Origin of the sequence: Mesorhizobium sp. B2-8-9 (assembly GCF_006439475.1) — a bacterium.
In the GTDB taxonomy this organism is placed as follows: domain Bacteria; phylum Pseudomonadota; class Alphaproteobacteria; order Rhizobiales; family Rhizobiaceae; genus Mesorhizobium.
This window is the reverse complement of record NZ_VFTQ01000032.1, coordinates 32,408-45,111: the sequence shown is the minus strand read 5'-3', so window position 1 is coordinate 45,111 and position 12,704 is coordinate 32,408. Positions and strand designations below refer to the sequence as shown.

General features: G+C 64.6%; 11 protein-coding genes and 2 tRNA genes. 3 read left to right on the top strand and 10 right to left on the bottom strand.

Going from position 1 to position 12,704, the window contains the following annotated elements:
* Nucleotide 1 precedes the first annotated feature (1 nt).
* The 9 genes from FJ423_RS28030 to FJ423_RS27990 form a co-directional block, all read right to left on the bottom strand.
* The gene (locus FJ423_RS28030; RefSeq protein ID WP_140846162.1) at nt 2-994 is read right to left on the bottom strand and encodes a lipid A biosynthesis lauroyl acyltransferase; all 993 of its coding nucleotides are present in this window, start codon (nt 992-994) and stop codon (nt 2-4) included.
* A 6-nt stretch (nt 995-1,000) separates the two neighbouring features.
* Nucleotides 1,001-2,029 (bottom strand): zinc-binding dehydrogenase, encoded by a 1,029-nt coding sequence (locus tag FJ423_RS28025; protein WP_140846161.1) that lies wholly within the window; start codon nt 2,027-2,029, stop codon nt 1,001-1,003.
* A gap of 36 nt (nt 2,030-2,065) precedes the next feature.
* On the bottom strand, nt 2,066-3,337 hold the full coding sequence (locus FJ423_RS28020; protein ID WP_095764965.1) for a beta-ketoacyl-ACP synthase: 1,272 nt from the start codon (nt 3,335-3,337) through the stop codon (nt 2,066-2,068).
* Nucleotides 3,338-3,415: 78 nt separating this feature from the next.
* On the bottom strand, nt 3,416-4,603 hold the full coding sequence (locus FJ423_RS28015) for a beta-ketoacyl-ACP synthase (RefSeq protein WP_140846160.1): 1,188 nt from the start codon (nt 4,601-4,603) through the stop codon (nt 3,416-3,418).
* Between the two features lie 55 nt (nt 4,604-4,658).
* On the bottom strand, nt 4,659-4,940 hold the full coding sequence (locus tag FJ423_RS28010) for an acyl carrier protein (RefSeq protein ID WP_140846159.1): 282 nt from the start codon (nt 4,938-4,940) through the stop codon (nt 4,659-4,661).
* Between the two features lie 229 nt (nt 4,941-5,169).
* Nucleotides 5,170-6,312: a slipin family protein gene (locus tag FJ423_RS28005; protein WP_140846158.1), complete on the bottom strand. Its 1,143-nt coding sequence runs from the start codon at nt 6,310-6,312 to the stop codon at nt 5,170-5,172.
* Nucleotides 6,313-6,673: 361 nt separating this feature from the next.
* Nucleotides 6,674-6,741, bottom strand: a tRNA-Thr gene (locus FJ423_RS28000).
* 1 nt (nt 6,742) lies between these two features.
* A tRNA-OTHER gene (locus FJ423_RS27995) sits at nt 6,743-6,817 on the bottom strand.
* A gap of 212 nt (nt 6,818-7,029) precedes the next feature.
* Nucleotides 7,030-7,578 (bottom strand): histidine phosphatase family protein, encoded by a 549-nt coding sequence (locus tag FJ423_RS27990; RefSeq protein WP_095764970.1) that lies wholly within the window; start codon nt 7,576-7,578, stop codon nt 7,030-7,032.
* Between the two features lie 174 nt (nt 7,579-7,752).
* Here FJ423_RS27990 and FJ423_RS27985 point away from each other — a divergent pair, with 174 nt between their 5' ends.
* From FJ423_RS27985 to FJ423_RS27975, 3 genes are all read left to right on the top strand, one after another.
* Nucleotides 7,753-8,703: an AEC family transporter gene (locus FJ423_RS27985; RefSeq protein ID WP_140846157.1), complete on the top strand. Its 951-nt coding sequence runs from the start codon at nt 7,753-7,755 to the stop codon at nt 8,701-8,703.
* 170 nt (nt 8,704-8,873) lie between these two features.
* The gene (locus FJ423_RS27980; protein WP_140846156.1) at nt 8,874-10,331 is read left to right on the top strand and encodes an NAD-dependent succinate-semialdehyde dehydrogenase; all 1,458 of its coding nucleotides are present in this window, start codon (nt 8,874-8,876) and stop codon (nt 10,329-10,331) included.
* Nucleotides 10,332-10,515: 184 nt separating this feature from the next.
* Nucleotides 10,516-11,541, top strand: a complete 1,026-nt coding sequence (locus FJ423_RS27975; protein WP_140846155.1) for an aldose epimerase family protein — start codon at nt 10,516-10,518, stop codon at nt 11,539-11,541.
* A 130-nt stretch (nt 11,542-11,671) separates the two neighbouring features.
* Here FJ423_RS27975 and FJ423_RS27970 read toward each other — a convergent pair whose 3' ends face one another.
* Nucleotides 11,672-12,589, bottom strand: coding sequence for a sugar kinase (locus tag FJ423_RS27970; protein WP_140846154.1), 918 nt, complete (start codon nt 12,587-12,589; stop codon nt 11,672-11,674).
* Between the last annotated feature and the right edge of the window lie 115 nt (nt 12,590-12,704).

Below are 12,704 nucleotides of genomic sequence, written 5' to 3'. Positions count from 1 at the left end.
CCTAAAGGCCGACCGTCGCCTTCGACTGTCCGCGCTTACGGCGGCGGCCGCTGATTTCCCAGCGTTTGTGGAACCACATCCACTGGCCGGGGTCCTCGCGCACCCAGCGCTCGACCACATCGGTGAGCAGCTGGGTGGTGGCGCTGACATCGACGCTACCGCCTTCGGTGCGCGGCAAGGTCAGCCTGTCCTCGATTTCCAGGCGGAAGCGGTTGCCCGGCAGCCTGACGCAGCGGGCGGGGTAGACACCGCAGTCATAGTGGCGGGCGAGCATGCCGAGCATCGGGTTGCTCTGGCATGGGCGGCCGAAGAAGGTCGTATCCACGCCGCCCGAGAATTTCTGATCGACCAGCACGCCGATATTGCCGCCCTTTTCGAGGATGGCGGCAAGGGCGAAGGACGCGCCAGCGGCGGAGGGCAGCAGGGCGCCCATCGAGGAGCGGCGCGTCGAGTGGATGTAGTCGGCGAGATAGGGGTTGTTCGGCGGGCGAAACAGCGCCGTGATGTTCATGCCGAAGGTGGCCGCGGCCACCGGCAGCAACTCGAAATTGCCGAGATGGCCGGTGAACAGGATATGCGGCTTCTTCTCGCCGGCGATCTCGTGAAAATGCTCGACGCCGCCTACCTCGACCCGGCCCGGCTCCGAAGCGTTCGGATCGAAGTCGAACAGCGCGTCGAGGAAGATGTATTCGGCGGCAAGGCGGGCCATGTTGCCCCACATGTCGCGCGCGATGGCTTCGATCTCGGCGTCGCTCTTTTGCGGATAGGCAAGGCGCAGATTGTTGACCGCAACGCGGTGGCGCCCGACCATCGGGCCGATGCGGCGGGCGACACGGTCGGCGAAGTTGAGCGCGCTGTCCGGCGGCAACAGGCGCAGCAGCGAGAGCAACACGATGGCGAGCTTGGCGACCAGCCAATGCTCCAGCTGGCGCAGCCGTCGGCCGTAGCGGAACATGAAGTCCCGGCGGGCTTTCCTGAACACCTTGCCGACCATCCTGTCTTAGGAAACGCGCAGGATGATCTTGCCGAAGACGTCGCGGCCTTCCATGCGCTTCAGCGCGGCGTCGATGTCGTCGAAGCCGACTTCGGTATCGATGACCGGCGCAACGAGGCCGGCCGCCATCTTCTGCATGGCGTTGGCCATGTTCTCCATGCGGCAGCCGAAGGAGCCGAGCAGCTTCAGCTGCTGCTGGAAGAGCTGCATCAGGTTGACCTGCGTCGACACGCCCGAGGTCGAGCCGCAGGTGACGAGGCGACCGCCACGCTTCAAGCACAGCATGGAACCGGCGAAGGTGTCGGCGCCGACATGCTCGAACACCACATCGACACCCTTCTTCCTGGTCAGCTTGCGCACAACGCCTTCGAAACGGTCCTCGCGGTAGTTGATGACATGGTCGGCATCAAGCGCCTTGGCCTTGTCGATCTTGTTGTTCGAGCCGACCGTGGTGATGACAGTGCAGCCCATCTTCTTTGCGAGCTGGATGGCAGCGGAGCCGATTCCGGAGCCGCCGGCATGGACGAGGATGGTTTCGCCTGGTTCCAGCCTGGCGTTGTCGAACAGCATGTGCTCGACCGTGCCGAAGGTGACAGGCGCGACCGCCGCGCCGATCTCGGTGACGCCGGGAGGCGCGGGCACCAGAAGACGCGCCGGCAGGTTGATCTTTTCCTGGGCAAAGCCGTCGAGATGGAAGCCATGCACGCCGGAAACATGCTCGCAGAGATTATCGCGGCCTTCGCGGCAGGCGCGGCAAAGCCCGCAGGTGCGCGCGCCGTAGATCGACACCAATTGTCCCGGCAGCAGGTTGGAGACGCCGGGGCCGACCGCCTCGACCTCGCCGGCGGCCTCGGCGCCGACGACCAGCGGCAGCTTGCGCTTGGCAAACGCCATGCCGCGCCAACCCCAGACGTCGATATGGTTGAGCGCCACCGCCTTGATGCGGAGCGTCACTTCGCCCAGCGAAGGCGGCGGGGGAGGCGGCAGGTCCACCGTTTCAAGGCGGCGGTCCTCGATAAGTTGCAATGCGCGCATGTGGCCTGTCGGGTCTGTAAGAGCGGAAAAGTCCGCTTAGACCGGTTCCCGCGCCATGACAAGGCAGGTGTTCTGGCCGCCGAAGCCGAAGGAATTCGACAAAACCGTGCCCACTTCGGCATTGCGCTTCTTGTTCGGCACGACGTCGAGCACGATGGCCGGATCTGGATTGTCGTAATTGATCGTCGGCGGGATGACGCTTTCGCGCATGGTCATCAGCGAGAAGGCGGCCTCCACCGCGCCGGCGGCCGACAGGGTGTGGCCGATCATCGACTTGTTCGACGAGATCGGCATCGAGCCGATGCGCTCGCCGAAGACGGTGGACAGCGACAGGTGCTCCATCTTGTCGTTCTCGGGCGTCGAGGTGCCGTGCGCATTGACGTAGTCGATCTCGTCTTCCCCGAGGCCCGCATCGGCAAGAGCGGCGCGCACCGCCGCGATCGCAGGCGAGCCGTCGGGCTTGGAGCGGGTGCGGTGAAAATCGTCGGCCTTCTCGCCGCAGCCGCGCATGATGCCGAGGATTGTCGCGCCCCGCGCAAGGGCGCCTTCCAGCGATTCCAGCACCAGCGCGCCGGAGCCTTCAGCCAGCACGAAGCCGTCGCGATCCTTGGAGAAGGGCTTTGAGGCCTTTTCGGGGATATCATTGTGGGTGGAAAGGGCCGAGAGCAGCGAGAAGCGGATCAGCGCTTCGGCGGTGGCCGAGCCGTCGGCGCCGATCGACAGCGCCTTGTCACACTCGCCGCGCCGGATCGCCTCGACCCCGAGCTGGATGGCGGTGGCGCCCGAGGCGCAGGCGGTCGACAGCGTGATCGGCAGACCACGCGTGCCGAAGCGGTCGGCCAGGCGATCGGCGATCGAGCCGAACTGCGTGGTCTCGAACACATCCAGCTCCTTCAGCCCGCGCGCCACGCGCAGCAACCTTTCGGCACCGGCGTCCTGCTTGTCGGAATTATAGAGCGAGAAGCGGTCGATCCAGTCGAGCTCGACCGGCGGCGAGGCCAGGAACAGCGGGCCGCCGAAATCGCCGGACTCCAAACCAGCTTCCGAGACGGCCTCCTGGGCCGCCGTCTCGGCCAGTTCGTAGGTGAGGTGGCTGGCGCCCTTCGAGCTCGAGGGCAGGAAGTCGACCATGCCGGAAATGCGGGTGTTGAGGTGGTCGACCGGAAAGCGGGTGATCGGATGGATGCCGGATCTGCCCGAGGTCAGCGCCGCCCAATTGTCGGCCTTGCCGACGCCGAGCGAGGTCACCACGCCGATGCCGGTAACGGCGACGATAGGCCTGCCCATGTGGTCGCGAAGATTGGCCATGCTTTGTCTGCCTCGTTATCGAGCAATTCCAGGAAAGGTGTGTAGCGGTTTTCCGCCCGGGAATTGCGAAAAACCGATCTAAGCGGCTTTAACCAGCCCCAGGCCCTCGAATTGGTGATAGCCGATCGCGGTTGCAAGAACGGAATTGGGGGCGCCTTCAAATGAGCGCTCCATCGTGGCATCGAAGGCAGGATAACCGGCCGCGCGGTCGACAGCCATTGCCGCTAGCGCAACCGCAAAGGGGAATTGAGCCTCCTTCATATGGCCGGTCAGCGTCGAGAAGGCGCGCACGGCCAAAGCCGAATTGGCATCGAGAACGGCCTTCTCAGCCGCCGTCGCGGCGTGGGCGCCGGAGGCGGCGGAAATCGTGAGCAGATCCCCGTCGGGAAGGGCAGCCTGCTTCAGCAGCGCAGCAATCTCTGAATTCAACTCGCCTTGCCGGCGCCTGGCGCGGCCGGAGACGACGGGGCCAAGCTCGGCGTAGATCTTGCGGCCGCGGTTTTTTGCGTGCTCGCGCTGCTCGAGCACCAGGAATGCGCCGCCGGACCCCGTCACCACACCGCCGCCTTCTAAGCCCTGGCGTTGCCAGACCGGCTTCCATGGGCCGCGATGCAGGTAGCCGGCAAGCTCATAGCCGAGCAGCATGTCGGAATGCTCGGTCTGGAAGGCGCCGCCGACCAGAACATGGGTCGACTGTCCCGAGCGGATGCGCGCGGCCGCCGTCTCGACGGCCGAGACGCCGGCGCCTTCCTCGCCCATGAAGGTGCGCGACGAACCGGTGACCTTGTGGACGATCGAGATGTTGCCGGCGAGCAGGTTGGAGAGCTGGGCGAGGAACAAAGTCGGCCGCAGTTCCGTCGTCAGCTTCTCGTTGAGCAGCACGTCGCGGTCGTTGCGGCTTTCGGAGGCTGCAAGGATCGCGGCATCGACGGCTTCGTCGCGTTCGCCGCCGCCGGCCGCCACCACCATGTCCATGGTGGTGCAAAGCTCGTCATTGCCCTTGATGCCGGCATCGTCGAGCGCCAGGCCGGCGGTATAGGTGCCGAGACGCTGCCAGGTTTCCATCTGACGCTGGTCGCCGCGCTTGGCGATCTGCAGGTTCCAGTCGATCTCGGGCAGGGGATGGATGGTGTAGGGCGCGAAGCGCTCTGCCTCGAGCACCGGCTCAAGGCCCGGTCGGGTGAGCTTCTGCCAATGCGCATCAGGACCCTCTCCAAGCGAAGAGACCAGGCCGATGCCGGTGATGACGACGTCGTGAGAACTCATGGGCGGCCGTTGTGGGTCAGCTGGCGGGGCGCGTCAAGACCGCTCCCGAGCCGGCTCAGGCGGCCTTGGCCGCGACCAGCGCGTCGATCTTGGCGCACAGGTTCTTCATGACGAAGTAGTCGTCGGTCGAGGCCTTGCCGTCATTGACCTCCTGCGTCCACTTCTCGAGCGGCACCTTGATGCCGAAGTCCTTGTCGATGGCAAAGACGATGTCGAGGAAATCGAGGCTGTCGATGCCGAGATCGTCGATCGTGTGGCTCTCGGGCGTGATGGTGTCGATATCGATCTCGCTGGTGTCGGCAATGATCTTGGCGACTTTCTCGAACGTGGTGGACAAGGGCTCTTCCTTCGGTTGCGGGCGGAATCTGTCCGCATCTTGTTTGGGCGCTGTCTAATCGGTTTTTCCCGGCAGGAAAAGGCCTGACGCGCCGGGGCAGATGGGATGTCGGCTTTGGGAGCGCAAGAAGGGCCGCCGGCCTGCCCGGCGGCCCCTCCCATTTGACGTCGCGTCAGCTTTGTGTCGCATGCCGTCTTCCCAAAGCCGGAACCACGTTGGGCGACATGCATCAGTCGCGGAGCTTGACCAGGTCGTTGAGCAACCCGCCCGTCCCGTTGTGGACGGTGAGCCGCTCGACTTTGCCGGCGATGGCCTCGAGAGCCTCGAGCTCCTTCAGTCGCAGCATCACCGGGTTCTCGGCCATCACCTTGGCCGTGTTGAGCAGCGAACGGGTGGCGTTCGTCTCCTCGCGGCGGCGGATGACGTTGGCCTCGGCCTGCTTCTCGGCCGAAACCACCTGGTTGAGGATCTCGCGCATGTCGCCCGGCAGGATCACATCCTTGAGAGCGATATCGCTGACCTCGACGCCGATCACGGCCATGTCGTCGCGCACCTTGGCAGCCGCGTCCTCGTCGACCGTGACCTTCTTGTCGAGGATCTGGTCGAGCGTGAGCGCGCCAAGCGTCTTGCGGAAGGCATACTGCAGGGCGCGGTAGAGGGCTTCGGAGAAGTCCTTCACCGTGCTCACCGCCGTCACCGGATCGACGACTCGGTATTCGGCGGCGACGTTGACGCGGATCGTCACGCGATCCTTGGTCAGCATTTCCTGCCCGGCAACATCGAGCGACTGGCGCTTGACGTCGACAACCTTCACCTGGACCATGCGCCCGACATTCCAGAAGGCGTGCACACCCGCGGCAAGCGTGCGGGTGTAGACGCCATCCACGAACAGCAACCCGACCTGGCCGTCCACGACCGGATAGAGGAACACATGTTCCGTCTTCCGGGCCTGGCCGATCCGGCGCATCAAGGCCGGATCGACGGCGAGATCGGCCGCCGTGTCGACGGACGTAACCTTCCACGGGCCGGCATCCGTCCACAGCACGAGCTTGCGATCCGGGTTGAGCACGGCATGCAAGGCGCCGTCGCGCTCGACGACGGCGACGTCGGTACGCCCGGTGCGGATGACGGTGAGGTGACGCGCGGCCACATCCGGGAGCTTGTCGAACAACGCCTTCTCGTAAGCCGAAACGAATTCCGGGTTCTTCAGGTCGTACCTGGAGATTTCCAGGTTGCCGCGCCGGTTGGCGAGCCAATGCTCGCCCGGCATCAGGATCGCCCGGATCTCACCCTTGTAGAGGGCGACGGCACGTTCATTTTCCTTCACGAGGACGCGCTGGCGTCCAAGAAGCTTTTCGAGAATGGTCTTCATTGTCTTACTCCTGTCGGGCATGGCCCCATGTGAGGCGTCACGTCATGCGTCGATCATCCTTTCGTTTCTCGTTTCACGTCGTCGTACTGTCCTGGGCACGAATGATCCGGGGACCGGTGGCATCGATCCGCGGCGGGCCTTCGGGAGCGGATCGCGGGGCGACGAAGCGGGCGCCGGAAGCCGAAGCTTCCTTTGCCGGCCGCGTCGCGCCTTGATCGTCACCGCGGGCCTGGCCGCGAGCCGATGGCGCAGGACGTCGCCGCCCGGCGAGGCCGAAACCTTGCCGTCCGTGAAGTCCTCGCATTCCGGTCCCCGGACCGTTTTGGATAACACCACCTGAAGGTGTCGGCTTATCAGGCCGTTGGAGAAGGAATCGAACCTTCGACAGTCAGATGACAAATCTGATGCTCTAACCAAACTGAGCTATCCGTGGTGCTGATGAAGGGACTCGAACCCTCGACCTCCGGACCTAAATCCGGCGCTCTAACCTCTGAGCTACATCGGCGATCCCAACACCCGAAACGGCGCCGTACACAGCGCGGCAGAGCCGGCTGCGCGGGCGGAGACGAAAGCTCCAACCGTTGTGCTCGCTTCGGTTTTCGTGACCGGGAGCGCGCCTATAGACCCTGCGACGGGTTGTCGCAAGCGGCATTGTCGCGGCGGATTTGCGGCTTCTTCCGGGAGTTGCATTTCGGCAACACCGGCGGGCGCGGCGTCTTAGAACGTGACCCGTCCCAGCACCTTGAGACCATCACCGTCCGGCGCCACCACCACGGCCTCGCCCTCGCGCGGCGCTACGCCGGTGAGCGCCTCGATGTTTTCCACATGCGTGACCAGCACCAGATTATCGGAGCCGGAATAGCCACGGATCTCCTTCATGATCGCGGCCATTTGCGCGGCCTTTTCGGCCGGGTCGGTTTTGAGCAGATCGAGCGGCGCGAAAGGCTGCGGCTCGGATTCGAAAGCGATGCGGGCAGTATCAAGGCAACGGCAGTAGCGGCTGGAGAGCACATGATCGATCGGCGCCGAGCGCGCCGCGAACAGCGCGCCGATGCGGCTTGCCTGCTGCTTGCCGCGCTCCGACAGGTTGAGCTGCGTGGCGCAATTGTCGATGTCGAAATTGGCCGGGTCGGCAGCTCCGGTGACGAAGGCATGGCGAAGCAGAACGACATGGCCGCCGTCGCGCAGCAACGCCCAGCCCGCATCGGTCGCGTGGGCCAGGGTGGGAACGGCAAGCAGGAAGAGCGCCAGGGCAAGTCGCAGCATCGGAAGTCCTATGGCAGCCCGCAAAGGCAAGGTGGTGATTGGCATATAGGGACCGCAAAGCAGGCTGAAAGACAAGCAGCGGGGCAGCAGAGCAAATGGAGCGCCGTTCCGTTCGGTGCGATTGCGCCGCAGTCAGGGCCCGCCTATCACGGGAAAAATGTCTCCGCCCAAGAAATGACGCCGCTTACCGAAACCGTCCTCTTCGTCTTCAGCCTTGTGGCGCTCGGCTATCTGACCGGGCTCACCTTCTATCTGAAGCCGGCGAGCGGGGAGGGCATTTCGGAATTCGCCGTCAGCGTGGCGATGCCGCTGCTGCTCTTCCGGACCATGGTCAAATCGGATTTCCATGGCGTAACGCCCTGGTCGCTGTGGGGCGCCTATTTTGCGGTCGCCGCCATCACCTGGACCACGGGCCATCTGATGATGACGCGCGTTTTCAAGCGAGATGCACGCGCGGGCATCGTCGGCGGCGTGTCCTCGGCTTATTCCAATGTGGTGCTGCTCGGCGCGCCCTTCGTCCTCGGCATATTCGGCGCCAGCGGCTTCGAGGTGCTGTCGCTGCTGGTCTCGGTCCACCTGCCAATCATGATGATGGCCTCGATCGTGCTGTTCGAGATGTTCGGGCGCGGCAGCGGCGAGACGGTGCATCCGCTGCGCGTCGTCAAAAACTTCCTCAGGCGCCTGTTCCTCAATCCGCTGATCATCGGCATCCTGGTGGGGCTCGCCTGGCGCCTCACCGGCGCGCCGCTGCCGGACCTGGTCGAACGGTTGGTCAATACGCTCGCGGACACGGCCGGTCCGGTGGCGCTCTTCGCCATGGGGCTCAGCCTGCGCCGCTTCGGCATCTCCGGCAATATCAGGCCGGCGCTGGCGCTGTCGGTGCTGAAGCTGTTCGTGATGCCGGCGCTGGTGCTGGCCTTCGTCTGGCTGCTCGGCCTGCCGCCGCTGACGGCCAAGGTCGCGGTGGTGGTTGCGGCGCTCCCTTCGGGCATCAACTCCTATCTGATCGCCGTCCAGTTCAACACGGGCCAGGCGCTGGCCTCGAACCAGATGACGCTTGCCACCGCCAGCGCGGTGGTGACCACGTCGTTCTGGCTGACGGTGGTGATCCACGTCTTCGGATAGAGCCGCTGAACGCGGCTCGCTTTTGCTGGCCCAACCCCTATATACCATCTTGTGATTGCTTGCCCGCCTTTCCCTAGGTAAGAGCAATGCGCCGGCGTGCGGCTCTTGAAGCACGCTTTAACGGATATCCAGAAAAACGGCCGATCAGCGCGCCGAACGGAGGCCAGACCATGCTTCAGAAAACCAGCCATTTCATGCGCCAGGCCAACCTCATCAATGGTGAATGGGTGCAGGCCGACAGCGGCCAGACCATCGACGTCAACAATCCGGCGACCGGCCTCAAGATCGGCACCGTGCCTAAGGCCGGCAAGGCCGAGACCCGCCGCGCGATCGAAGCCGCAGAGGAAGCCTTCAAGGGCTGGCGCAAGACCACCGCGCTCGAGCGCTCGAAGCTCCTGCGCAAGCTGCATGACGCGATGATGGATAATCAGGACGTGCTCGCCGAATTGCTGACCATCGAGCAGGGCAAGTCGCTCACCGAATCCAAAGGCGAGATCGGCTCTGCCGCCAGCTATATCCTCTGGTTCGCCGAGGAAGGCCGCCGCGTCTATGGCGACATCGTTCCGTCGCCATGGGGCGACCGCCGCATTCTGGTGACCAAGGAGCCGGTCGGGGTGATCGCCGCCATCACGCCGTGGAATTTCCCGTCCTCGATGCTCGCCCGCAAGATCGGCCCGGCTTTGGCCGCCGGCTGCACCGCGGTGGTCAAGCCCGCCTCGCAGACGCCTTACTCGGGCCTCGCCTGGGGTGCGCTCGTCGAGGAAGTCGGCTTTCCGAAGGGGGTCGTCAATGTCGTCACCGGTTCGGCCGGCGAGATCGGCGACGAGATCTGCGCCAACCCGCTGGTCAAGAAGATCACCTTCACCGGCTCGACCGAGGTCGGCAAGATCCTGATCCAGAAGTCGGCCTCGACGGTCAAGAAAGTGTCGATGGAGCTTGGCGGCAACGCGCCGTTCCTGGTCTTCGACGACGCCGATGTCGATCGCGCGGTTGCCGGCGCCATCACGGCCAAGTACCGCAATTCCGGCCAGACCTGCGTGTGCACCAACCGCTTCCTCGTGCAGGCGGGCATCTATGACAAATTCGTCGAGAAGCTCGCCGCCGCCAGCAATAACCTCAAGGTCGGCTCGGGCCTCGAGGAAGGCGTGCAGCAGGGGCCGCTGATCGACGAGAAAGCGGTCGAGAAGGTCGAGGAATTCATCGCCGATGCGACGTCGAAGGGCGGCAAGGTCGTCGCCGGCGGCAAGCGCCATGCGCTGGGCGGCTCGTTCTTCCAGCCGACGGTGATTTCTGGCGCCACGCCGAACATGCGCTTCATGAAGGAGGAGATTTTTGGGCCGATCGCGCCTGTGTTCAAGTTCGAGACCGAGGAAGAGGCGATCGCGCTGGCCAACGACACCGAGTTCGGCCTTGCCGCCTATTTCTACACCGGCGATCTCGGCCGCGCCTTCCGCGTCATGGAAGGCCTGAAATACGGCATGGTCGGCGTCAATGAAGGCCTGATCACCACGCCCGAGGCGCCGTTCGGCGGCGTCAAGGAATCCGGTCTCGGCCGCGAAGGCGGGCATCAGGGCATCGAGGACTATCTCGACACCAAATATGCCTGCTTCGGCGGCCTAGGGCTCTGATATCGATCCCCGGAACAGGGGCAGGCGCGCCCAGCAGTCCACCGTTTCAGACAACGGTGGACTGCTCTATCGCCTTGTCTTGGCGCAAAGCCGCTGCGCACTTTTCCTGGAATTGCCTTAGCCTGCGCTTGCCGGATGATACGCAGCCGGCCTAAATCCACGGATCGGAAATGACATTTCGGGCATGGCAATGAAAGACGGCGAGGTCTTCGGCACGACGCAGGCGGGCGAGGCCGTGCGCCGCTTCACCATTCGCGGCGGCGGCATCACGGCCAACATCATCGGGCTCGGCGCCATCATTCAGGACCTCAGGCTGAGCGGCCATGACGCGCCGCTGGTGCTGGGCTACGACCGATTCGAGCCCTACGAGACCGACCGCGCCTTCTTTGGCGCCGTCGTCGGCCGCTTCGCCAACCGCATCGGCGGCGGCCGCTTCACCATCGCCGGCAACCGCTTCCAGACCGAGCAGAATTTTCTCGGCAAGCACACGCTGCATGGCGGCTCGGAAGGCTTTTTCCGCCGGCCATGGGCCGTCTCGCTGCATGGCCGCGATTTCGTAACGCTGACGCTGCACGATCCGGACGGCGCGATGGGCTTTCCCGGCGCGCTCGACGTCACCTGCACGTATCGGCTGAAGATCCCAGGCACGCTCAGCATGGAGCTGACCGCGACCTGCGAGGAGCCGACGCTCTGCAACCTCGCGCAGCATTCCTATTTCAATCTCGACGACGGCGGCGCCGGCGACATCCTCGACCACCGGCTGATGCTCAACGCCGGCGCCTACACGCCGGTCGATGATGAGATGATCCCCACAGGTGTCGTGAAGCCGGTCGACGGCACGCCCTACGATTTCCGGCAGGCGCGGCCGCTGCGCATGGAAATGGAAGGCGAGCAGCTTCGCTATGACCTGAATTACTGCCTGGCCTCTAGCCGCGGGCCGCTGCACCAGGCTGCCTGGGTGCAAGGCGCCAATTCCGGCGTCGAGATGGAAGTGTGGACCACCGAACCGGGACTGCAGCTCTATAGCGGTCAGTTCGTCGCGCCGACATCGCCGGGGCTCGACGGCCGCCGCTACAAGGCGTTTTCAGGCCTCTGCCTCGAAGCTCAGACATGGCCGGACGCGCCGAACCGGCCTTATTTCCCGCAGGCGACGCTGTGGCCCGGGCAGATCTATCATCAGGTCACAGAATACCGGTTCCGCCTGCCCTAGGATTTAGGTGAGGCCGGCCTGCAAATGGCGGCTTCCTGCGCTTCCGGTGCTCACGTACGTTTAAGTACGCTCCGCTCCGGTTCTCGGAAGCCACCATTTTCGACTCGGCCTGACCTAAATCTGAAAGGTCCTAGCTATCGAAAGCAGTCCTTAGCGTCTCAAACGGCGCCAGCGCACCGCGAACCTGCACCACCGCGGCGGCGACTTTGTGCGCCCGGCGTGTCGCGTCGGCAGGCGCGTGGCCGGCAAGCCGGGCGGCGAGATAGCCGCCGTTGAAGGAATCGCCGGCCCCCGTGGTATCGACGGGGGCCGCCACATGCACCGCGTCGACAGCTTGTGAAGCGCCGTTCAGCGCAATCAGGGCCGGCTGCTCGCCATTCTTGACCACGACCTCGCCGGTCAGCTTGCCCAGGCGCTTGGCTGTGACCTCCGGGGTCTCATCGCCGAACAGCATCTGCTCGTCCGGAAAAGTCGGCAGCGCAATGTCGGCCACCGCAAGCGCTTCCAGGATCGCGGCCTGCGCCGCTTCGCGGCTCGGCCACAGACGCGGCCGGTAATTCGGGTCGAAGGCGACGAGCGAGCCGGCCTTGCGGGCAGTCGCCACGGCCGAGAGGAGGGTTTGGCGCGCCGCCGGGTCCAGAATTGCCAGGGTGATTCCGGAAAAATAGACAAGCGCCTGGTTTTCAAGGCTTTTTGCCAGTGCTGTCGGATCCGAGGCGAGCTGGCGCGCGGCCGCGTCGCTTCGCCAGTAGGTGAAGGCGCGCTCGGCTCCTGTAAGCGTTATGGCGTAAAGGCCGGGGCGCGCGCCGGCAATGACCGGGCTGTTGCCTATGCCGATGCCGTTCTCGGCAAAGAAAGCGATCTGGTCGTGCGAGAAGGGATCGTCGCCGAAGGCCGTCACATAGGTCGCGGGCCGATCCGGGCTCAAGGCGTGCAACGCCCACAGCGTGTTGAAGGTATCGCCGGCAAAGCCCATGCGCCAGTTCGGGCCTGCCTGGCCGGACAGTTCCAGCATGCATTCGCCGATCGATGCGATACCATTGGCCATGCGGGCTTATCCCTTCCTAACATCTTGTTGCTGTAGCTTTTTGCGGCCGGCAGCGCCATGCTTGGCTACCGGCGAATTTTGCGCCAGAAGCGATTTCCCACAGGCAGGGCGGGAC